Source organism: Sulfitobacter sp. LC.270.F.C4, from assembly GCF_032922545.1.
Taxonomy (GTDB): domain Bacteria; phylum Pseudomonadota; class Alphaproteobacteria; order Rhodobacterales; family Rhodobacteraceae; genus Sulfitobacter; species Sulfitobacter profundi.
This window is the reverse complement of sequence record NZ_CP136692.1, coordinates 3401100-3423033: the sequence shown is the minus strand read 5'-3', so window position 1 is coordinate 3423033 and position 21934 is coordinate 3401100. Positions and strand designations below refer to the sequence as shown.

Annotated in this window: 21 protein-coding genes and 1 pseudogene; 19 read left to right on the top strand and 3 right to left on the bottom strand. The window is 60.3% G+C overall.

Annotated features, from left to right (window positions below):
• Nucleotides 1-110: 110 nt before the first annotated feature.
• The 6 genes and pseudogenes from R1T45_RS20480 (at nucleotide 111) to R1T45_RS20455 (ending at nucleotide 4549) form a co-directional block, all read left to right on the top strand.
• A complete protein-coding gene (locus tag R1T45_RS20480; RefSeq protein ID WP_317389285.1) occupies nucleotides 111-1154 on the top strand; it encodes an IS5 family transposase in 1044 nt (347 codons plus the stop codon).
• Between the two features lie 219 nt (nucleotides 1155-1373).
• Complete coding sequence (locus R1T45_RS20475) at nucleotides 1374-1712, top strand: PepSY domain-containing protein (RefSeq protein WP_132443700.1); 339 nt, start codon at nucleotides 1374-1376, stop codon at nucleotides 1710-1712.
• Between the two features lie 166 nt (nucleotides 1713-1878).
• Nucleotides 1879-2907, top strand: a complete 1029-nt coding sequence (locus R1T45_RS20470; RefSeq protein WP_317390122.1) for a metallophosphoesterase family protein — start codon at nucleotides 1879-1881, stop codon at nucleotides 2905-2907.
• Between the two features lie 39 nt (nucleotides 2908-2946).
• On the top strand, nucleotides 2947-3546 hold the full coding sequence (locus R1T45_RS20465) for a DedA family protein (protein ID WP_317390121.1): 600 nt from the start codon (nucleotides 2947-2949) through the stop codon (nucleotides 3544-3546).
• On the top strand, nucleotides 3543-4034 hold the full coding sequence (locus R1T45_RS20460) for a DUF2127 domain-containing protein (protein WP_317390120.1): 492 nt from the start codon (nucleotides 3543-3545) through the stop codon (nucleotides 4032-4034). The genes R1T45_RS20465 and R1T45_RS20460 overlap by 4 nt, the downstream gene beginning before the upstream one ends.
• A 94-nt stretch (nucleotides 4035-4128) precedes the next feature.
• Nucleotides 4129-4549, top strand: a pseudogene (locus tag R1T45_RS20455) (EamA family transporter).
• A 683-nt stretch (nucleotides 4550-5232) separates the two neighbouring features.
• Here R1T45_RS20455 and R1T45_RS20450 read toward each other — a convergent pair.
• The gene (locus tag R1T45_RS20450) at nucleotides 5233-6030 is read right to left on the bottom strand and encodes an alpha/beta hydrolase (RefSeq protein WP_317390118.1); all 798 of its coding nucleotides are present in this window, start codon (nucleotides 6028-6030) and stop codon (nucleotides 5233-5235) included.
• A 71-nt stretch (nucleotides 6031-6101) separates the two neighbouring features.
• Nucleotides 6102-6998, bottom strand: a complete 897-nt coding sequence (locus R1T45_RS20445; RefSeq protein WP_317390117.1) for a LysR family transcriptional regulator — start codon at nucleotides 6996-6998, stop codon at nucleotides 6102-6104.
• 133 nt (nucleotides 6999-7131) lie between these two features.
• On the opposite strand from R1T45_RS20445, the gene R1T45_RS20440 reads away from it, so the two are divergent.
• Genes R1T45_RS20440 through R1T45_RS20430 form a run of 3 tightly spaced genes read left to right on the top strand, consistent with a single transcriptional unit; the run spans nucleotide 7132 to nucleotide 10092 of the window.
• Nucleotides 7132-7644, top strand: coding sequence for a TRAP transporter small permease subunit (locus tag R1T45_RS20440; RefSeq protein WP_317390116.1), 513 nt, complete (start codon nucleotides 7132-7134; stop codon nucleotides 7642-7644).
• On the top strand, nucleotides 7641-8951 hold the full coding sequence (locus tag R1T45_RS20435) for a TRAP transporter large permease (protein WP_317390115.1): 1311 nt from the start codon (nucleotides 7641-7643) through the stop codon (nucleotides 8949-8951). Before R1T45_RS20440 ends, R1T45_RS20435 begins: the two co-directional genes overlap by 4 nt.
• 28 nt (nucleotides 8952-8979) lie before the next feature.
• Nucleotides 8980-10092, top strand: coding sequence for a C4-dicarboxylate TRAP transporter substrate-binding protein (locus tag R1T45_RS20430; protein ID WP_317390114.1), 1113 nt, complete (start codon nucleotides 8980-8982; stop codon nucleotides 10090-10092).
• 44 nt (nucleotides 10093-10136) lie between these two features.
• On the opposite strand, the gene hydA is transcribed toward R1T45_RS20430, so the two are convergent.
• Nucleotides 10137-11528 carry a dihydropyrimidinase gene (gene hydA, locus R1T45_RS20425; protein ID WP_317390113.1) on the bottom strand — a complete coding sequence of 464 codons (1392 nt, stop codon included), beginning with the start codon at nucleotides 11526-11528 and terminating at the stop codon, nucleotides 10137-10139.
• A gap of 124 nt (nucleotides 11529-11652) precedes the next feature.
• Between hydA and R1T45_RS20420 the strand changes: the two genes are divergently transcribed.
• The 10 genes from R1T45_RS20420 to R1T45_RS20375 all read left to right on the top strand — a co-directional run bounded on the left by R1T45_RS20420 (nucleotide 11653) and on the right by R1T45_RS20375 (nucleotide 21931).
• Entirely contained in the window at nucleotides 11653-12300 is a 648-nt protein-coding gene (locus R1T45_RS20420; protein ID WP_317390112.1) for a GntR family transcriptional regulator, read from the top strand.
• A 113-nt stretch (nucleotides 12301-12413) separates the two neighbouring features.
• The gene (locus tag R1T45_RS20415; protein ID WP_317390111.1) at nucleotides 12414-12806 is read left to right on the top strand and encodes a VOC family protein; all 393 of its coding nucleotides are present in this window, start codon (nucleotides 12414-12416) and stop codon (nucleotides 12804-12806) included.
• A gap of 88 nt (nucleotides 12807-12894) precedes the next feature.
• The gene (locus R1T45_RS20410) at nucleotides 12895-14454 is read left to right on the top strand and encodes an ABC transporter substrate-binding protein (protein ID WP_317390110.1); all 1560 of its coding nucleotides are present in this window, start codon (nucleotides 12895-12897) and stop codon (nucleotides 14452-14454) included.
• A gap of 72 nt (nucleotides 14455-14526) precedes the next feature.
• The gene (locus R1T45_RS20405) at nucleotides 14527-15492 is read left to right on the top strand and encodes an ABC transporter permease (RefSeq protein ID WP_317390109.1); all 966 of its coding nucleotides are present in this window, start codon (nucleotides 14527-14529) and stop codon (nucleotides 15490-15492) included.
• Between the two features lie 10 nt (nucleotides 15493-15502).
• Nucleotides 15503-16375 (top strand): ABC transporter permease, encoded by an 873-nt coding sequence (locus R1T45_RS20400; protein WP_317390108.1) that lies wholly within the window; start codon nucleotides 15503-15505, stop codon nucleotides 16373-16375.
• The gene (locus R1T45_RS20395) at nucleotides 16375-17370 is read left to right on the top strand and encodes an ABC transporter ATP-binding protein (protein WP_317390107.1); all 996 of its coding nucleotides are present in this window, start codon (nucleotides 16375-16377) and stop codon (nucleotides 17368-17370) included. The genes R1T45_RS20400 and R1T45_RS20395 overlap by 1 nt, the downstream gene beginning before the upstream one ends.
• Nucleotides 17367-18401 (top strand): dipeptide ABC transporter ATP-binding protein, encoded by a 1035-nt coding sequence (locus tag R1T45_RS20390; protein WP_317390106.1) that lies wholly within the window; start codon nucleotides 17367-17369, stop codon nucleotides 18399-18401. Before R1T45_RS20395 ends, R1T45_RS20390 begins: the two co-directional genes overlap by 4 nt.
• A complete protein-coding gene (locus tag R1T45_RS20385; protein ID WP_317390105.1) occupies nucleotides 18398-19840 on the top strand; it encodes an ABC transporter substrate-binding protein in 1443 nt (480 codons plus the stop codon). The genes R1T45_RS20390 and R1T45_RS20385 overlap by 4 nt, the downstream gene beginning before the upstream one ends.
• Complete coding sequence (locus R1T45_RS20380; RefSeq protein ID WP_317390104.1) at nucleotides 19830-21275, top strand: amidohydrolase family protein; 1446 nt, start codon at nucleotides 19830-19832, stop codon at nucleotides 21273-21275. Before R1T45_RS20385 ends, R1T45_RS20380 begins: the two co-directional genes overlap by 11 nt.
• Nucleotides 21272-21931, top strand: coding sequence for an aspartate/glutamate racemase family protein (locus R1T45_RS20375; protein WP_317390103.1), 660 nt, complete (start codon nucleotides 21272-21274; stop codon nucleotides 21929-21931). Before R1T45_RS20380 ends, R1T45_RS20375 begins: the two co-directional genes overlap by 4 nt.
• The last annotated feature ends 3 nt before the right edge of the window (nucleotides 21932-21934 follow it).

The following is a 21934-nucleotide window of genomic DNA, read 5'->3' as shown; positions in this document are numbered from 1 at the left end:
ACGTTCCCGGCTATAAGGGTCGGTTATCTCTTAAGGGCACCTCTAAAAATTGCGCTGACCTTGGCGCTGCTTTATGATTGAGGCGACGGATCGGCACAGGGGATGCAGCCATGGCGCAGATGGGTTTTTTCGATCTTTCCGACCGCTATGCGAGCTTGGATGTCAAGAGGGACCCGCTGGTCGCGATCGACGCCGTGGTGCCATGGGAGGAATTCCGGCCAACGCTTGAGGGGGTTTGGCGCAAACCGGATTCAGAGCGTAAATCGCGCGCGGGGCGCAAGCCGATCGACGCGATCGTGATGTTCAAGGCGCTGGTTCTGAGCGCGCTCTACAACCTGTCGGACGATCAGATTGAATATCAGGTGCGCGACCGGCTGTCGTTCATGAGGTTCCTGGGCCTCGGACTGGAGGACCGTGTGCCGGACGCCAAGACGGTCTGGCTCTACCGCGAGGCGCTGGCTCAGGCGGGCATGGTGGAGGCGCTGTTCAAGCAATTCGACGGCCATCTGGCGCGGCAGGGCTACATCGCGCGGGGCGGACAGATCCTGGATGCGTCCATCGTGCCGGTGCCGAAGAACCGCAACACCCGCGAGGAAAACAAGACCATCAAGAGCGGCGAGGTGCCCGAGGACTGGGAAAACAAGCCCGCGATGCGCTCACAGAAAGACTTGGACGCGCGCTGGACGAAAAAGCACGGCAAGAGCCATTACGGTTACAAGAACCATGTGAATGTGGACCGCAAGCACAAGCTGGTGCGGCGCTATGACGTCACTGACGCAGCCGTGCATGACTGTCAGGCGGTGGATCACCTGCTGATGCGGGGCAACACCGGCGCGGGCGTCTGGGCGGATTCTGCCTATAGGTCCGAGGAGATGGAGGCGAAGCTGCGAGCGCGCAAGCTGACCAGCCACATTCACCGCAAGGGCAAGCGGGGCAAGCCGCTGACCGAACAGGCCAAGGGCAGCAACCGAACCAAATCCACGGTGCGGGTCCGGGTCGAACATGTCTTCGGCGCGCAGACCAACGACATGGGCGGCACGCTGGTGCGCACGATCGGCATGGTGCGGGCCAAGGCGAAGATCGGAATGAAAAATCTTGCCTATAACATGCGCCGCCTCGTCCAGTTGCGCCGCATCAACCCGTGCCCGGCATGAAGACCGGGCAAACCAGCGACCAGATCAGGCCGCAAGGCCGTAAAAGCCAGGCGTGAAAGGCGCCGCGCCGTGACCGTCCCGGGGCGCCAGGCACCAACCGACTGCCTACCTCCCGCTTCTAGCCACACGCACTGCTGTGCGGCTACGAAAATGGTTAAAAATCGAGGTGCCCTTAAGGCGAGGTTCCAGTTGGGGGCCGTGCAAGACAGGAAGACCACGATGAAACGTATGATTTCTCTTACCACACTGATTGCCGCAGGTGCGGTCGCGATGGCCGGAATGGCACTGGCTGAAACAGAAAATGCGAAAGAAATGACACTGTTCTCTGTAGCGCAGATCGACATCCAGAAAGCACTCACCATTGCTTTGGAAGGTGTGGATGGCAAGATCACCTCAATTGAATTCGAAAGCGAGGATGGCAAGGCTGTCTACGAGGCAGTCGCCGTCGCCCCGGATGGGTCCATGACCGAGATCCTTATCGATGCCAATGACGGATCAGTAATCGCACAAGGCCCGTTCATGGACGATGACGACGAGAAAGATGACGACAACGGCTAAATCTATACCGGCGCGGCACAGGATCATCTTGCTGCCGCGCTGGAATTTTCCTTTCCCTTCATCCTAAGCGCCGCCGGTAGTCCGAGCGACACCTTACCAATTGGTAACCTTTCGGTAAGCCTTTCATCAGTCGGCAAACTCTACAGGTGCTTTTGAGGAGAACCCGATGAATAAAACCGTCTTTCGAACCCTACTGGCTGCATCGGCGGCCGTCATTCTGATCGCTGGGACCGAGGGGCAGTTTTTCTCAATTGCGGCATCTGGCCTACGGTCACTGACCGGCTCCTCTCACTCGCAACTGTTCGACACAAAACGGGTCCACAAGCTGGATGTGACATTGCCGTTCTCTGCTCTCGCGGCAGGTGACGTCGCCTCCTGCGCAAACGGGGGCTACTTTGGAAGAACAAATAGAAACCTACGCTATGCGGTTGGTCTCCCCAGGGCAAAGGCCGCGCCGAACGAGGGTATGTTGGAAACCAAAAGTATCTTGGACCAACACCCCAATACGGCGGTGCTCGCCTTGGGGGATCTGGTTTATAAACACGGCGAAGCTGTGGGCTTTGAAGATTGCTACGACCCATATTGGGGGGCTGCATGGGCACGAACATGGCCGACCCCCGGAAACCACGAATACCACTCGCCTTATGCATATGCCTATTACGATTACTGGCAAGATCGCGCGGGGCCAGACCGAAACGGCTATTACGCCCTGCAAGCCGGGAACTGGTTGATCCTGTCACTGAACAGCGAGATTGATGCGTCCCCAGGGTCTGCACAGGCAGAATGGGTAAAGGAAGTGCTCGCAGCGCACACAGACAGCTGCACTGCGGCATATTTCCACAAACCTGCGTATTCGAGCGTGACGCGCAGCCGAACTGACAGTGCGCGGGCGCTGTTCCGGCTTGTCGCGAAAGCAGGCGTCCGCTTTGTCTTACATGGACACAACCACTTCTACGAACGCACTGCGCCGCTGAATGCCGAGGGCAAACCGGACCAGGGCGGCACGATCGCCTTCGTGGTTGGGGCCGGTGGCAAATCAACACAGGGCAACCTTGAGCCTGCGGCCTTCTCCGAGCGACTAATCACCGGAACGACAGGCATGCTGAAGCTGACCTTTACAGTTAAAACGGCCAGCTGGACCTACCTCACCGGTCCCGGATTGATGGAAACAGACAGCGGCACGGTCCAATGTTGACACCCGCAGTCCAGCACAGCCACCCGCAAAGGCCCGACCATGTTTGACTTCATCACATCGCTACTCGCCTCCATGGGCAACCTGGGCGTCGCTACCCTGATGCTGCTTGAGAACGTTTTCCCTCCGATCCCTTCGGAAGTCATCATGCCCTTCGCTGGCTATCTCGCGGCGAGCGGTGACCTCTACTTCGTCAGTGTAGTGATCGCCGGCACAATCGGTTCAGTTGCTGGCGCCTTTTTGTGGTATTGGATCGGCACTTTGGCATCCGAAGCACGGTTGCGCAGGCTCATCGCGCGGCACGGCAGGTGGCTGACCATCTCAGAGCAAGACCTCGACCGTTCCCTTGCGTGGTTTCGGCGCAATGGCGGCAAAGCGGTCTTTCTGGGCCGAATGGTGCCGGGTGTGCGAACGCTGATATCCGTCCCCGCCGGAATGACAGGGATGCCGCTGCTGCCATTTCTACTCTACACAGGGTTGGGCAGCCTGCTCTGGACGGCCGCCCTCACCATTTCAGGCTATCTACTGGAAGCGCAGTTTGCCAAAGTAGAGATGTGGATCAATCCGGTGACAAACGTCCTGCTTGGAGGCGTTCTTGTGCTTTATGTCTGGCGGTTGGTTCGCCCCAAGGCAGAAGGATGACAGCTGTGGCGCCGCGCAGTCCAGGCCGTCTCAACCATCGGCTGTTTGCAGTGACCCTTCTTGCAAAGGGAGCCTTAGGCGTTCTTCAATTGGCAACGGCTGCGGCGATCTTCGCGGGAGCAGCAGATCGCCTTCCTGCTCTCACCCAATGGTTCTTTCGCGCAGAGCTTGCGGAGAACCCTAATGATTTTCTCGCGACCCGCGCCATGTCGCTCGCCGGTGTCATCCCGACATCGGATCTGGCGTTCTATACCACTTACTTTCTGGCGCACGGCGGGCTTCACATCGCGATCGTCGTGGCGCTGCTTTACGGCGCAGCATGGGCGCATCGCGCAGCGCTTTTCGTGCTCTGGGCGTTTGTGATCTATCAACTATTCGAATGGCTCACTGTTGGCGGCGTGGCTTTGCTGATCCTGACTGCGATCGATCTAACGGTTATCTACATCACCGTGCGCGAACAGCGTAGTCGTGCTCTGTTGGGGTCCTGACGCGGAAATTGCAGTTCTCTTTTATGTGCCTGACCTAAAACGGCGCGGAAAACCTCGCCTGGCTTAAACGCTCAACCGTAAAAGAGGACCAATCATGCATGCCTTTTCAGAATCCCGGCTCTTTTGGGCCATTCTCGCCGCCATATTTGCCGCGCTCACCGCGATCTTTGCGAAGGTCGGGGTGTCGGGCGTAAACTCCAACTTTGCCAATTTTCGTTGTTTTCGCACTGGGCCTTCTGATCTGGTTGACGGGCGAGGTGCAGTCGCTATCTACAATCTCCGCGAAGACGGGGATCTTTCTGGTGCTGTCCGGCCTCGCGACTGGCGCGTCATGGTTGTGCTATTTTCGCGCGCTTCAGCTCGGCAAGGTCTCGCAGGTCGCACCCATCGACAAGTTGAGCGTTGTGCTCGCTGCCATTATCGCTGCGGTTTTTCTGGGAGAAAAGTTATCAATGACCGGATGGAGCGGCGTCGGTTTGATAGGGCTCGGCGCGGTTCTTGTGGCCTTGTCCTGATATGCCGCGAGCGAGGCTTGGGAACAGAATAGTGCTTGGTGAGTTCGGTAGGAACGTCATGTCGACTTACTTTCACGGTCTCTCTAATGTGCAGGACCTCAGCTGAGAATTAAGATCGCAAAACTTGAATGTTTCGACCATTGAAAAATCATTGTTCTCAATAGTCAAAGAATGAAAGCGGCCGTTCAAGCATCATGCCGCGAAAGCCCGCAACCCGCCCAACCCAGCGCGGAGTGGCTCCCAAGTGGCGGATAACGGACGGGGGAAATATTTGATGCCTACGGCACCATGGCATATAGAAAGTTAGTCTCGCAGATCACTTCGATTGGCCAGTGCAGCAGCAACTTGTTCTGCGATTTTCTCGCGAACTGAAAGCTGGATCGCCACGCAAGTAATTGATCGTGCCGAGAACTGAACCATTGAGGACGATGGGCACGTTCAAAACGGCATAGAGCCCGAGCCCCAGAATGGTTTCATGATCCGAAGATGCCCATCTAATATCAGCGATCCAGAAACCAAGGCAGTTTCACCGCCTCGGGCGGCGATCCACTGTTCCTGCTGAAATCCCCCATCGCGCTTGTGATGCTGGCGCTGTCGGTCTGGCTGCTGGTGCGGATGTTTCGACAGAGCCGTGCGCAAACATGATTTTTTCAAAGGGTATCTCGGGCTACTTTGAACAAAAATCACGTTAAAATTTGTGTCCCGGAATGGCGAAATTTTGACTGGCTCAGAAATTCACTAATCTGATCGGCGATTAGCCGTCGGTCATAATCTAATGTTGCGACGTGATAAGATCGCTCTAACCAGATGAGATGGATCTCGCTCGACCCCACCGATGTGACAATGCGAGGCGCGTTTTTGGGGTCTACAACGTTATCGCGGCGCGATTGCTGTATTAAGATGGGCTGTCGTATCAGTGGCAGGAGCGCGCCGGTGGCATTGGTCAAGAGAAAGCGCTCTTTTAGCGTTACTTGGGGAATGCGGTCATAGCAGACCTCGGTCATACCCGGCTCGGCGATATCGGATCCGATCCCATCGATAAAACGGGACCCTTTCGTTTCGTATAGCGGCGCGACCACCTCAGGACGATAGAGGCCAGTTGAGCCATTGATGCTGACCACGCCGTGTATCTTCTCTGGGAACCGGGCCGCGAGGTTGAGCGACAGCGTCGCCCCCAACGAAAGGCCGCCAACGATCACCTGCGTGCAGCGGGACCACAGGGTTTCGAGAGCCGCTTCGGCGGAGGCCACCCAGTCGACTTGTCCCGTCTTTGCCAAGACCGCAGGGGTCTCACCATGACCCGCCAGCAGCGGGCAATAGACGGTGGCACCGCTCGTTGCGTGAACCTGATGAGCGACCTCTCGTACGCTTTGCGGCGTGCTGGTGAACCCATGGAAAAAGAGGAAACCGGTATTGCTCCCATCGAGAAGAAAAGGCTGCGCTTCTGGCAGGTCGAAGGGTGCAATCGGTGTTTGTTCCATAGGCGTATAAAATCGCGCTATGGAGCGGAGACGCAAATAGACTTGTGGTATCGTGCGATAACCGAACGCGATCAACCCAATGGCGGAAAGTGATTGCGGAACTGGCGCAGCAGCCCGGTATCCGCCTTGAGGCTCCACGCCATCGAGATTGTTGCCTCTGCGTCGAGCCCGGCAACCGGCGCCAATGTTAAGGCGGCGGGCAGGCTGTCGGCCATGCTCATTGGAAAAAACGTCATACCGCGGCGCTCGGCCACGCGTTGCAAGATCACCTGCACGTCCCAAGCCTCATCTACCACCACAGGGGCGAGGTTGACCTGATCGCATGCGCTGTCCAGAAGGGCGCGCCAAGAGCGCCAGTTTTCCCGCAGCCCCATGACGAAGGGCGCGCCCTCCAGATCCTTGACCTCTGAGGGCATTTCACCGGCGGGGGCGACCACACCGATGCGCGAGCGCCAGACCGGCATCTGGTCAATGCCTGGTGCGCCGACGGTGGGATGAGAGAGCAGGAAGCCAAGGTCGATCTGTCCAGACTTCAAATTTTTAAGCATGTTATCGGTAGACATCACATGCATCTCGACTTGGACACCCGGCACTGTGCGATGAAATGCATCCAGCGCTTCAGAGATTTGCCGTGAGGTGGCAAGGGCGGAATAGCCAACGATGATATGTCCGCACGCGCCAGCTGCATTGCGGCGCGAGGCGCGGATCGTGCGCTCGAACTGTGCGACCGTCTGACGCGCGTCTTCTAGGAAAATTGCCCCTTCGGGGGTGGGCACCACGCGCGGGCCGCTGCGGTCAAAAATGCGAAAGCCGAGATCGACTTCGGTGTCTTTCACGGCTTTCGAAATGGCGGGCTGCGCGATATTAAGCGTCTCTGCGGCGGCACGGAACCCGCTGGCATCGGCCACGGCCAGCGCATAGCGCAGATGCCGAAGGTCGAGCCGCGTGGGTTTGATGCTGTCGTCCATGCGCCTCGTGCCTGTCGATCGCGTTTCGTTATCAGTCGATCAACCATCGCTATTTGTCAACGGCCCCCCGAGCGGTGAGGTTGAATCGCAGTAACGGGCCCGGATCCCGTCTTGGTATGGGGGAGGAGGCCCGATGCTGACGCTGTTTAACAGAATATGCTCTTGGCTGATGTTTGTTGGCGGTTTTGGCGTCATCGCGATGATGCTCAACATCGTGGCCGATGTCGTGGCAAAGCTGGTTTGGAACGCGCCGATCCAAGGCACGGTCGAGATGTCCTCCTACTACTATATGGTCGCGCTGGTCATGCTGCCGATGGCCTTTGTCGAGATGCAGGACCAGCAAATCTCGGTCGACCTATTGTTCAATCATTTCCCGGATTGGCTTCAGAAAGTCGCGCTGATCTTTAGCTGCCTCGCCGCTGCTGCCATTCTTGCTGTGATGACATGGCGCACAGGGCTTGATGCTGCGCGGGCGCTCCGGGTGGGCGAGGTCGTGATGGGCGGGCGCGAGGTCATTGTTTGGCCCTCGCGCATGGCGCTGCCGCTTGGCTTTGGTCTAGCCAGCCTCGCCGCCTTGCTGCGGGCGGTGTTGGTGCTGCGCGGCGCGCCTGTCACCCAGTCTGAGCTAAACGGGGGCATGTCGTGAGCAATCTTGTCATCGGCTGGATCGGTGTGGGTACCCTGTTTGGCCTGCTGGCCATTCGCATGTCCATCGGCACGGCGCTGATGGCGGTGTCCTTTGTCGGCATCACCATCATGATCAATCTGCAAGCCGCGCTTGGCATCGTCAGCGCCATGCCGTTCAACCTGATTGGGGACTGGTCGCTGACCGCGATCCCAATGTTCCTCTTTATGGGGTTCATCGCCGCCAACACCGGGCTGACCGCAGGCGCTTTCGATCTGCTGCGCGTGCTGCTGGCGCGGGTGCCGGGCGGGCTGGCCTCGGCCAGTGTCGGCGCTTGTGGCCTTTTTGCCGCCGCCTCGGGGTCGTCCATCGCGACGACGGCGGCCATGTCGAAAATCGCCGTGCCGGAAATGTTGAAGGCGAAATATCACCCCTCGCTGGCCACCGGCGTGGTCGCGGCCTCGGGCACGCTGGGCTCCCTCATCCCGCCGTCGATCCTCATGGTGCTTTACGGCATTTTCACTGAGCAATCGATTGGCCAGCTGTTCATCGCGGGCGTCATTCCCGGTGTCCTATCAGCTGCTGTTTATATGGCGATGATCACTGTGCGGGCCACTGTCACGCCCACGCTGGCGCCGCCCGTTGTTGAGCGGATCGACCGCGCGCAACTGCTGCGCCTGATCTGGTCGGTCTGGCCTTTTCCAGTGCTTGTGCTGGGCGTCTTGGGCGGCATCTTTGGCGGTTTTTTCACCCCGACCGAGGCCGGCGCCATGGGGGCTTTCCTCGCCGCGACGGTCGCTTTGCTGCGCCGCGCGCTGACCCGGAAAGCACTGGCCGAGGCGATCCGACAAACGACGCTGGCGACCTCTTCAATCTTCTTTCTCTCCATCGGCGCGGTGATGTTCACCCGCTTCATGGGGCTGTCGGGCGTGCCGCGGGCGCTGACAGACGCGATGTTGGCGGTCTCTGACAATCAGATCGTGATCATTTTGATGATCGCCGCCCTCTTCGTAATCTTGGGTATGGTGATCAACTCCATCGGTCTGATCTTGCTGACCCTGCCGATCTTGCTCCCGGTCCTTGAAGCCGCGGACATCAACCTGATCTGGTTCGGCATCATCTGCATCAAGCTGCTGGAGATCGGTCTTGTGACCCCGCCCGTGGGCCTGAACCTTTACGTCTTGCACAGTGCGCTCTCGGGCGAGGTCAAGCTGCGCGACATCATCTCGGGCACGACATGGTTCATTGCCATGGACATCGTGACGCTTTTTATCCTGATCGCCTTTCCCGCGATCAGCCTGTTCCTGCCCTCGCTCATGGCGCAGTGACGCAATTTCAACCGGAGGAGACGACACTATGAAACTGAACACATCCCTTTTGGCCCTCGCGGCCTGTGGCCTCGGCACCGTTGCCGCAGCCCAGAACGCGAACCATTTCTTTGCGGACCGCCATTCGATGGTGCGCGGCCCCTATGTGGAATTTGCTGAGCGTGTGGCCGAAGAAACCAAGGGTGGCGTGAACTTCACCGTTTTTGCCGGTGGTTCACTGCTACCGCCTGCCGCCTCTTTGCAAGGTGTGCGCGACGGCGTGGCGCAAGTGACCTATCACGCGGGCACCTACACGCCGTCGGAACTGCCGGTCGCGAACCTGATCGGCAACTTTGCCTTTTACAACACCGACCCGATGGTCATGGCCTTTGCCTCGACCGAATTTGGCCTGACCAATGAGGCCGCGCTGGCTGAGTGGAAAGACAACGGTGTGGTCTTCGGCGGCGGCTACTCGACCTCGGAATATTACATGATGTGCAACACGCCCGTGGCCACCTATGAGGACGTCCAAGGCAAGCGTTTGCGCATGGCGGGCGGCGCTTGGTCGCGCTTTGCTGAGCATGTGGGCGCCGTGCCCGTGTCGATCCCCTCAAGCGAGATGTACACCGGGCTCGACACAGGGTCGCTCGACTGTGCCGTGGCGGCTGCCGACGCGCTGGATTCCTTCTCTCTCTCCGATGTGGTCACGCATTTGAACATGCTGGCCGTGGGCAACTATTATGCCGGTTTTGAGTGGGGCTATAACCCGACGTTCTGGCGGGGCCTGTCGCAGGAATCGCGCGACGTTTTGTTTGACCAGATGGCCTATTACTTGGCCCAGCACCGGGTTGAGTTCGACAAGGACGTCGAAAAAGCCGTCTCTGCTGCCAAAGAAGGCGGGCTGGAAGTCTTCGAGCCGGATCAGGCGCTCAAGGATGCGCTGGCGGAATTCGTGAAAGCGGATGAGGCGGTGTTGATCGAAAACGCCAAGGGCCGCGGGATCGAGAATCCCGAAGCGTTACTGGAAGACTATAAGCGCATCGTCGACCGCTGGGCCGAGCTGCTGGCCGATGTGGATCACACCGACACCGACGCGCTGGCGGCACTAGCAAAGGCAGAGATCTACGACAAGCTGGACCGTGCGAACTACGGCATGAACTAAGTCTTAAGACGACGCAAAAAGGCAGGGGCGCTGCGAAGGCGCCCCTATCCGGCGCTCATCGACTGCCAGCGTCCACGAGGCGCTTCTGTCACGAGGGTCCGATCGCGCACCAGCATTTCCCCGCGTGAGAAGACATGGCGCGGCAGGCCTTTGACAGTGGCGCCCTCAAAGGGGTTGTACCCTGTGTTGTCATGAAGATCGTCGGCACCATAGGTATAGGACAGCTCCGGATCCCAAACCGCCAAATCCGCGTCGAACCCTTCGGCAATCGCGCCTTTTTGGGCCAAGCCAAAGGCCCGAGCAGGGGCGGTGGCGGTCAGCTGTGCGAATGCCTCAACCCCCATGCGGCCCGCGCTCACCATCGCGTCAAACATCAGCGGTAGGCGCGTTTCCAACCCCGGCATCCCATTGGCGATTTGATTGAAGGGCGCGTCCTTGCCATGGGCGAACTTGCCGCTCGCATCCATGCGGTAGGGCGCATGGTCCGAGGTGATGAGCTTAATCGTGCCATCGCCCATGGCGTCCCAAAGCGCCTCTTGATCATCGCGGCTACGTTGCGGGGGCGAGCACATGAAGCGGGCTGGGTTCTCACGCTCCAGAATGTCTTCGGTCATGAGCAGGTAATGCGGGCAGGTCTCGGCCTGCACCTTGACGCCACGGGCATGGGCCGCGCGGATGATCTCGGCCCCTTCGCGGGTCGAGACGTGAAAGATCATGATCCGCGCCCCGGTGAATTCGGCAAAGCGGCACATCCGGTCAATGGCCTCGATCTCGGCCGCGCGGGGGTGGGAGGCCGCATGGTATTTTGGCGCGATCTTGCCCTCGGCCAGTAGCTTTTCGGTCATATGACCGATCAGCCCGTCATTCTCTGCATGAAAGCAGACGAGTGCGCCCGCGTCGCGGGCGAGGGTGAGGATGTCGAGGATCGATTTGTCATCCTGACGGACCTTGGCGTAGGTGGTGAAAATCTTGATCGAACGATGCCCTTCGGCGATCAATGCGGGAATGTCATGTGTCAAATTGCCGTTGCCGGTATCGGCGACGATCATGTGAAACGCGTGATCAATCACCGCGCCCTTTTCCGCCAGCGCGGCATAGTCCCCGACCACCTTCCGCATTTTCTGACCCGCATGTTGTGCTGCGAATGAGACGGTGGTCGTCGTCCCGCCCATCGCGGCGGAGCGTGTGGCGCTGCGGAACGTATCGGCGTTCATCAGCCCGGCGCCGGACATCTGCTCGATATGGCAGTGGGTATCGACGCCGCCCGGTAGGACAAGCAGCCCGCGGGCATCAATTTCAGTAGGAGCCGAAGCGGCCATGGCCTCGCCCAACTTTGCGATCTTGCCCTCCGAAATGGCGATGTCCCGAACCGCCGTGCCAGATGGGGTCACAACGATGCCGCCGCGAATGATGGTATCAATCTGTTTGCTCTGCATGGCGACCTCGACGATATACTGTCTCAACAACGTTGAAAATAGTTATACCGTGCGTATACCATTTGGTATACCGTTTAAAGACATATTGCGTAGGGCGGCGTATTAGATGCGAAAGGGAGGTGACATGGCCGATAAGACAGAGACGCTGGGGGATACCACCTTTAGGCGGCTGAAGGCGATGATCCTCGATGGCACGTTGGAGCCGGGCACCCGGTTGAGCGAGAAGAAGTTTGCGGACCATCTGGGGGTGTCGCGCACACCGGTGCGCGAGGCAATCGGGCAATTGGTCAGCGAGGGGCTTGCCAAGCGCAGTGCGGGCAGCGCGCCGGTCGTTTCCAGCGTGTCTTTGAATGAAATCATGGAGATCCTCCACGTGCGCAGTCTGTTGGAGTGCGAAGCGGCACGCAAGGCAGCATCTTCGGGAAAGCCCGTCGCCGAGTTGGAAGAAATAATGCATAAAATGCAGGGATTTATAGATGGCCCTCGCCCGTCCGCGGCTGAGCATTCAGTGCTCGATATGCGGCTTCACTTCATCCTTGCGGAGATGGCGGGCTCCAAACTTTTGTTGGAGTTGATTGAAGGGCTCAAGGTCAAGACCGGCATGTATGATCAGGGGTCGATCCCTGATCGTTTGGTGCCAGGTTGTGAAGAACATATTACCTTGATCAAAGCTGTTATCGCGCAGAATCCCGATGCGGCCAGCGCAGCGATGAAGCTGCATCTGAGCAACGTGCGGGAATCCATTATCTCGCATATATATCACCCGTTTTAACGCCTTCGTCCCTATTTGGCCGCCTCATTGAGGGGCGTTGCATCAAAGGCGCTTGACTCAGCATTCCCTATGTATACCATCTGGATACCAAATGGGAACACAATGGGGGCTGCATGCAAGTGCGACGACCTGAGGGCGGAATCGTTCTGGCGATCACCTTCCAGTACTACCGTGATCTGCCGACCGCGATGCGCTTTTACGAGGACATCCTTGGCCTGAAACTCGCCATCGATCAGGGCTGGTCCAAGATCTACCGCATCGACGCGCAGGCCCATGTCGGCCTCGTGGACGAGACCCGTGGCATGCAGAAGTGGCAGGACAAAAAGACCGTGCAGCTGTGCCTGCGGGTGCCGGATGTCGATGCTTGGTATGCCTGGGTCGAGGCCAATGCCGTGCCCGGCCTGACGAAGATGTTCGACAGCGATGAGCTGGGCATTCGCGCCTTTGCGATGAATGACCCCGAAGGCTACCAGATCGAGGTGCAGACCGCGCGCCCGGGGCACTGAGCAGCGCTTTCATGAAATTTTCCAGACAACAATGAAAGAGGGCCGGAGAAGCGGCCCCGTCACCCATCCAACAGTGGAGAAACCTGCGATGAAATACCTCAGTGAAACCGCGCTACGTGCCAGTGCCCTCGGTCTGGCATTGATGGCCACGACGGCGGGTGCGGCGCTGGCCGAAAAATCCGTCACCATCGGCCTGACCTCGGACCCGAGCCACCTCTACCCGCTGGCGGGCGAGGAACTGTCCTCCAACATCATGTATTACCACCTTTATGATCCGCTGGTGAAACGCAGCGCCGATCTGTCTTTCGGTCCGGGTCTGGCGGAAAGCTGGGAAAACGTGGATGATACCACATGGCGCTTCAAGCTGCGCGAAGGCGTGAAATTCCACAACGGCAATGATTTCACCGCAGAAGACGTGGTCTACACCGTCGAAAAAGCCCGCGAGTTGATTCGCCCCGATCTGGTGGCCAATATCGCTTCGATCAGCGCCGTCGATGACCTGACGGTCGAGATCAAGACCCCCAAACCCTATGCGGTGCTGCCCAATGATCTGGCCGAATTGCTGATCCTCGACAGCGAATACACCGAAGCCACCGGCGACGAGAAGATGGACCTCGAGCCCATGGGCACCGGTCCTTACAAGCTTAGTGAGTGGATCAAGGAAGAGAAGCTGACCCTTACGGCCAATGACGATTATTGGGCCGGGGAGCCCAAGATCGAGACGGTCACCTTCCGCCCGATTACTAATCCCGCGACCCGCACCGCAGCCCTGCTGACCGGCGAAGTAGATGTGATCCAAGACCTCGCCGTGCGCGATGTGGACCGGGTGAAGGGCGAGGACGGTTTCGAAGTTGTCACCCGCCCAAGCCTCTTGAACGTCGTGCTGGCCATGGACACCCGCGAGAAGTCCCCGACCATCGAAGGCGACAACCCGATGACCGACCAGCGGGTGCGCGAAGCCATCGCGCGGGCCATCGACACCGATGCGATCAACAAGATCGTCATGAACGGGCTCGCGACGCCGAGCGACCAATTCGTGCCGGAAAGCCACATCGGCTATGCCGACGGCATGAGCTTCCGCGAGATGTATCCGGTGGACATCGAAAAGGCAAAGGAACTGATGGCCGAGGCGGGCTACGTGGATGGCTTTACCATGACGCTCGACGCCACCAACAACCGCTACGTTAACGACGCGCAGATCGCGCAGGCGCTGGCCTCGATGCTGGCCAAGATCAACGTCGATCTGCAGCTCAACATCATGCCCAAGTCGAATTTCTGGGGCTATATCCGCGTGCCGACGGAGCAGTCGAGCTTCATCATGTCGGGCTGGGATGTGCCGGCGGGCGATGCGGGTTCGATGTATGGCGCTCTGTTTTACACCCGCGACAAGAAAGAAGGCTACGGTCAGGTCAACCGCGGTTCCTACTCCAACCCGGAACTGGACGCGCTGGTCGACAAGGCCGACGCCACGCCCAGCATCGAAGAACGCGACCAGTATCTGCAGGAAGCCTCGAAAATCCTGCTTCAGGACATCCCGATGATCCCGGTGCATTACGAGCAGGACATCTACGCCAAGCGTGATGGGGTCAGCCTCGAGCCGCGCGTGGATAAGTTCATCTGGGCTTACGACATGGACGTGGCCGAGTAAGCCTGCGCCCCCGCGACCCCGGCGGCCAAGTGCTGCCGGGGTCTTCCTTCCCTTGCCGAAAGACCGCCGCCGATGTTCGGATATCTGATCAAACGTCTGATCCAGATGACGCTTGTCCTCTGGATTGTCTCCGTGATCGTCTTTTTGATGATGAGTTTCACCGGCGACCCGGTGTTCATGGTTGTGCCGATCGACGCCACCGATGCCGAGATCGCGCAGGCGCGCCGTATCCTCGGGCTCGACCAGTCGCTTCTGGTGCAATATTGGCGCTTTATCACCAGCCTCGTGCAGGGTGATTTTGGCAATTCCTACGTCTTCCGCCAGCCTGCGATGACGCTGATCCTCGAGCGTTTGCCCGCTACCGTCGAAATGGTGCTGGTCGCCATGGGTCTGGCGCTCGCGGTGGCCATTCCGCTGGGTGTCTATGCCGGGGCCAATCCCGACAGCCGCATCAGCCGCACGATCATGGCAGGCTCGCTCTTGGGCATTTCGCTGCCCGGTTTCTGGGTCGGCATGGTGCTGATCTTCCTCTTTGCCGTGCATTGGGGCATCTTCCCTTCCTCGGGCCGGGGCGATACCGCCGAGATTTTCGGCCTGCGCATCAGCCTACTCACCGCCGACGGCTGGCACCACATCATCCTGCCCGCGGTGACCCTCTCGCTCGCCACCATGGCGATCCTACTGCGCATGACCCGCGCAGGCATGATGGAGGTCGGGCGGCAAGATTTCATGAAATTCGCCCGCGCCAAGGGCGCCACGCGCCGCGATGTGCTTTATAAACACGGGCTGAAAAACGCGCTCATCCCGGTCATCACCATCTTTGGCCTGCAACTGGGCGATCTCATTGCCTTTGCCACCATCACCGAGACGATTTTCTCATGGCCCGGCATGGGCAAGCTTTTGATCGACAGCATCTACCGCGCCGACCGTCCGGTGATCGTGGTCTATCTGATGCTGGTCGCGCTGATCTTTGTGGTGATCAATTTCCTTGTCGACATCGTCTACACGCTGATCGACCCGCGCATCACGCTGAAATGAGGGCGGTGACATGACGGCATTCTTTCAATCCGAATTCTTCTACAACTACCGCCGCAGTTCCTCGGCGATGATCGGCAGCGCGCTGATGGCGTTTTTTGCGCTGGCGGTGCTGGTCGGCCCCTTTGTCGTGGCGCAAAACCCCTATGACATCGCGGCGCTGAACCTGATGGACAGCTACAAGCCGCCGTTCTGGCTTGAGGGCGGCGACGCGCAATTCTGGCTCGGCACCGACGGGCAAGGGCGCGATGTTTGGGCGTCGATCCTCTATGGCGCGCGGATTTCGCTGTTTATCGGGCTGGTGGCCATGGTGGCGTCCTGTGTCATCGGCACGCTTTTGGGGCTGATCGCCGGGTTCTATGGCGGCCTTGTCGACAGTGTGATCATGCGGATCGCTGACATCCAACTCTCCTTCCCGTCGATCCTGATCGCGCTGTTTTTGATGTCCGCCGTGGGCACCGGCGTCGACAAGGTGCTGATCGCGCTGACGGCGGTGGGCTGGGTGGTCTACGCCCGCACCGTGCGCGGCTCGACCCTGTCGGAGATCGAAAAGGAATATGTCCAGGCGGCCAAGGTGGCGGGCCTGCCTAATGCCAAGATCATCCGCAAACATGTGCTGCCCAATGTGCTGACGCCGCTGATTGTCATCGCCACCATTCAGGTCGGCACCTTCGTGTTGATCGAGGCCTCGCTCTCCTTCCTCGGCGTGGGCGTGCCAATCACCCAGCCGTCACTGGGGCTGCTGATCAAAAACGGCTTTGACGTGCTGTTTTCCGGCCTGTGGTGGACCAGCGTCTTCCCCGGTGTAGCGATCATGATGCTGGTTTTTGGGATCAACCTCTTTGGTGATTTCCTGCGCGACGAACTGAACCCGAGGCTGAAGTGATGAGTGAGACAGCACCCAACAAACTGCTCGAAGTGCGCGACCTGCGCACCCATTTCCACACCTTCGCGGGCACCGTGAAGGCCGTCAACGGCGTCAGCTTCGACATTGCGGCGGGCGAGGTCATGGGGCTGGTCGGCGAAAGCGGCGGCGGCAAATCGGTCGTCGGCTTCTCGATCCTCGGGCTGATCGACAGCCCCGGCAAGATCGAGGGCGGGGAGATCCTGCTCGACGGCGAAGACCTCGTGAAGGCCGGCGAAGCGCGGCTGCGCGAGATTCGGGGCCGCGAGATTTCGATGGTGTTCCAAGACCCGATGACCTCGCTCAACCCCCTCCACTCAGTCGGTCGGCAGATGGACGAAGTATTGCGCCTGCATAGCGACCTTGACGCCGAGGCGCGTCATGCGGCCTGTGTCGAGATGCTGGAAAGCGTCGGCATCAGCCGCGCGGCCGAACGGCTCAAGGCCTATCCGCATCAGTTCTCGGGCGGGATGCGCCAACGCGTGGTCATCGCCATCGCCCTGCTGGCGCGGCCGCGGTTGATCATCGCGGATGAGCCGACCACGGCGCTCGACGTGACGATCCAAAGCCAAATCCTGAAACTGATGCGCCGCCAGATCGTCGAGAAGGGTGCCTCGATGATCCTCGTGACCCATGACCTCGCCGTGGTCTCGGAAATGGCCGATCACATCACCGTCCTCTACTGTGGCAATGTGGTTGAGCGGGGCCGCACCCGCGAGTTGATCGAAGCTCCCGCGCATCCCTATACCCGCGGGCTGATCGACAGCATTCCGGACCTGTCCAACCGCCACGAGCGCCTGACCCAGATCCCCGGCACCGTGCCCGACATTCGCAACCTGCCCAAAGGCTGCAACTTCCGCGACCGCTGCCCCCGCGCACAGGCGATTTGTGGCGAGGTCGAACCGACCCTCACCGCACAGCGCGGATCGCTTTCCGCCGCCTGCCACTTTCCCTTGAGCCCCGGAGAAACCGCATGACCGACGCAACCGCACCGATGCTCGAAGTGCGCAATCTTGAGATGCATTTCTCCCTTGGCGGCTCAGTGCTTGATCGGCTGCGCTTTGGTAAAAAGGGGCCGCGACTTGACCGTCCGGTGGTGCGGGCGGTGAACGGTGTCAGCTTCAGCATCAACCGCGGCGAGATCATGGCGCTGGTGGGCGAAAGCGGCTGCGGGAAGTCGACCGTCGCCAAGACCATCGCAAGGATTTACAAACCCACCGGCGGCGCGCTGAAGATCGACGGCGAGGATGTGGCCGAGCATGGTTTTGCGCAGATGCTGCCCGTGCGCGCGAAGATGCAGATGATTTTTCAAGACCCCTATGCCTCGCTCAACCCGCGCCAAAAGGTGCGCGACATTGTCGCCGAACCGCTGCTGCAGCAGACGGCAACAGCCGCCGAACGTCGCGAGGTTCCGGCGAAGATCGAAGCGCTTCTGGCCCGCGTTGGCCTGAACGCGGAACACGCCGGGCGCTATCCGCACCAGTTCTCGGGCGGGCAGCGGCAGCGGATCGGCATTGCCCGGGCGCTCTCGGTCACGCCAGGGCTGATCGTCGCAGATGAACCGGTCTCGGCGCTGGATGTGTCGATCCAGGCGCAGATCCTCAACCTGATGAAAGACCTGCGTGACGAGTTCGGGCTGGCCTACCTTTTCATCAGCCACGACCTCTCGGTGGTGCATCATATCGCGGATAAGATCGGCGTCATGTATTTGGGCTTCATGGTAGAGAACGCCCCCCGCGACATGCTCTTCTCGCGCCCGCGGCACCCCTACACCCGCGCATTGCTGTCGGCCGCGCCCAGCATCAAGGAAAAGCGCGACAAGGAAGAGATCGAGCTTTCGGGCGAGGTGCCCTCGGCGCTCTCGCTGCCTTCGGGCTGTTGTTTCCGCACCCGCTGCCCTTTTGCTTGGGACCGCTGCGCCGCCGAGCGGCCAGCCTTGCGCGATGTGGGCGAAGGGCAAACTGTCGCCTGTCACCTTATCGATGAGCCGGAAAGGGATGTCACATGACCCTGATCGCACAGGCCCGGCTGGGGCTGCATGACCCGCATGATTGCACCGATGCGACCGATGAGCTGACGGTGCTGCATGCGATTTATGACACACTGGTGAAACGTGAGGGGCAGGGCTTTGTCTCGGCACTGGCGCGGGCTTGGGAGGTGTCGGAGGATGCGAGCGTCTGGACCTTTAAGCTCGAGCCGGACGTGCAGTTCCACGATGGCACGCCCTGCGATGCTGCGGCTGTGGCTGCCTCATTCGAGCGCATGGCACGGGAGGACAAAGGATATACCCTCGGCGCGCCGGCGGTCTGGCGGCAGTTCTTGGGTGGGGCAACGCTTGAAGTGCTGGACCCGACGCAACTGCGGGTCACCTTGACTGCGCCGATGGCGGACTTGCTGGATGTGCTGGAGCAGGGCTTTATCGTCGCCCCCTCGGCCTTTGCCGCACTGGATGCAGGCTATCACGGCGCCCAGATCGGCAGCGGCCCTTATCGGATTACGCAGATATCGTCAGAACGCATTAGCGTCACCCGCGTCGAGGGGCATTTTTCCGGCACCCCCGCCAATGCCGAAATCACTTGGCTGTTGGAGCCGGATGCAGCGCGACGACAGGCGATGCTGGAGGAGGGCGTGGTTCAGGTCGCCAATGGGTTGGACTTTGACGCCTCACGCGCACTCGGCACCATGCGGCATGAGTTCCTCTCGCCCGTGGCGATCATCTATCTGCTTAACGCCGCGCGCGGCCCGCTGTCTGATGCCCGCGTGCGCCGGGCGCTCAGCCTCGCCGTGGACCGCGAAGCCATTGTCGAAACGGTCATGCAGGGCGCCGCCCGCCCGCTGCGCGGCTTTGTCAGCCCGAACCATTTTGGCGCAGGCACGGGGCAGGGCGCGCAGATGGACCGTGCGACAGCGCGCGCGTTGCTCACTGAGGCCGGGCATGGCGAGGGCCTGACGCTTGAAGTCGATTGCCCCACGCGCCTGCCGGATGAGGCCGAGCGTCTGACCGCCGCCCTCGGCTTTCAGCTCAAAGAAGTGGGCGTCACGCTTAACGTCCATATCCACCCCGAACGCGAAGACTATGCCCATAAGGTGCGACGCAAAGAAATCCGCGATCTCTGCGTTTTTGACTCCAGCCCGATGAGCACCTACCGCGTGCTTTATGAAAAGATCGACAGCCGTGTCGCGGGGTCTTGGTGGCAGGGCTATGCCAACTTGCAGATTGAGGCATTGATTGACGAGGGCCGGGTCACGACCAACCGCTCCGCCCGGGCTGAGATCTGGCGGCAGGCCTATGCGCTGCTGCAAGACGACCCGGCATGGCTCACGCTCTATAACCCGCTGCGGGTGATCGGGATCGCGGGGACGCATCCGGGCTTCACCATGCCTGCCGACGGGGTGATCGATGTGACGCAATTGCCGTTGTTGGAGGAGGTCTCCCATGCATGCTGATACGCTGCTGACCGGCGGCGCCGTCATCACAATGGATCCGGCGCGCCGGGTGATTGGGAACGGCGCAGTGGCCGTATCGGAGGGCGTGATCACCGCCATCGGCACGGCGGCGGAACTGGGCGCACAGGTGCAAGCAGCGGAGGTGATCGACACCACTGGCCATGTCGTCTTTCCCGGCCTGATCGACGTCCACGCCCATGCGGGTCACGGGCTGATCAAAACGATGGGCATGCATGGCGGCGACCGGTGGGAGACGATCTGCGGCGAGGTCTATACACAAGTCTCGCCCCCCGCATTCTGGCACGCCGAGGGGCGGCTGGCTGCACTTGAACGGTTGCGCTTTGGCGTCACCACCGGGGTCTCTCTGCTGGGCGGCGGCGATACGATCTTGCGCAGCGACCATCCCGATTATGCCGCCGCCCATTGCCGCGGTGTGCTGGAGGTTGGGACTCGCTCGGTCGTCGCCATCGGCCCCACCCGCGCGCCGCATCCGCTGACCTACGCAGACTGGGAGAGCGGCACCCGGCGGCCCTATCCGGTCAGTTTTGCGCAGCAGTTCGACACGAGCAAAGCCGTGTCCGAAGACTGGCACGACACCCACGCGGGCCGGATCAACATCGCCATGCTCTACCCGGTGCTGCGGGATGAGCATGAGCGCGACATGGCGGCCCAAGACTATGCCGCCGCCTGCGAGCAGGTCCGCGTCGTGCGGGCCTATGCGCGCGACAAGGGGATGGTTTTCACCCAAGACGGCCACTGGCGGGGATCCATCCGCCGGGCACAGGCGCTTGGGCTTTTGGGGCCCGACGCTCTGCTGTCACATTGCATTGATCTGCATGACGATGAGATATCTTTGGCGGCAGAAACCGATACCAGAATCGCGCATAACCCCTCGGCCAATGCATCTATAGCGGGCCGCTGCCCGGCGACTGAAATGATGGAGATTGGCGTCTGTGTGGCGCTTGGGTCTGATGCCACGGCACCGGATCGCTCAGGCGATATGTTTCGGCACATGCAGCAGGCGATGCACTACCACCGTCGTCACTTCCGTGACGCCGATGTGCTGCCCATCGGCAGAGTGCTAGAGATGTGTACCATCGACGGGGCCAAAGCGCTCGGGATGGGCGAGCGCATCGGGTCTTTGGAAGTCGGCAAGGCTGCGGATATCGTTACGCTTGACCTTGCGCGACCACATCTACAGCCGGGCAATATGCCTGTGCATCGGCTGGTCTGTTTTGCCAATGGTAATGATGTGAGCAACGTCATGGTTGGCGGCGAAATGGTGCTGCGCGATGCCCGCGCCACCCGGCTGGATGAGGCTGAAGTGCTACGCGATGCCGCCGGAGAGGCCGCGTTGATGGTCGAGCGGATGGGAGGCGCGCAGGATCTTGCGCTGCCTTCTGATTTTTGGGGTCGGAGGGAAGGGCAGCTATGACGATCTACATCATCAACCCCAACAGCAGTCAGCATGTGACACAAGGCATCGACCGCGCCATTGATCCGATGCGCGCCGCCAGCCCTGTGCCGATCATCGCCCGCACACTGGCCGAAGGACCGCCGGGGATCGAAACGCAGGCGCATGTTGATGGCGTCGTGGGGCCCATGCTCGCGCATTGTGCCGCGTTGGAAGATCGGGCCAGCACCTTTGTCGTCGCCTGTTTCTCTGACCCCGGGCTTGCCGCCCTTCGCGAGCAATCGAGCCGCCCCGTGCTGGGCATTGCCGAGGCCGCGGTGCTGACGGCCATGACCCTTGGCCAACGCTTTGGCATCCTCTCGATCCTGCGCGGCTCGATCCCCCGTCATATGCGCTACTTTGGTGCCATGGGGGTGATGGACCGGCTCGCGGGGGATGAACCGCTTGAGCTTGGCGTGCTGGAACTGGCCGATGAGACCCGGACCTTTGAACGGCTCAAGACCGTGGGCGCCAGCCTGCGCGATGGGGCCGGTGCCGATGTGCTGATCCTCGGCTGCGCCGGCATGACCGCCTTTCGCGGCGACCTTGAAGCCCAGCTTGGCATTCCGGTGGTTGAACCCTGCCAAGCCGCGACCGCCATGGCCATTGGCCAGGTCGCCTTGCAACAGACACGATAGGAG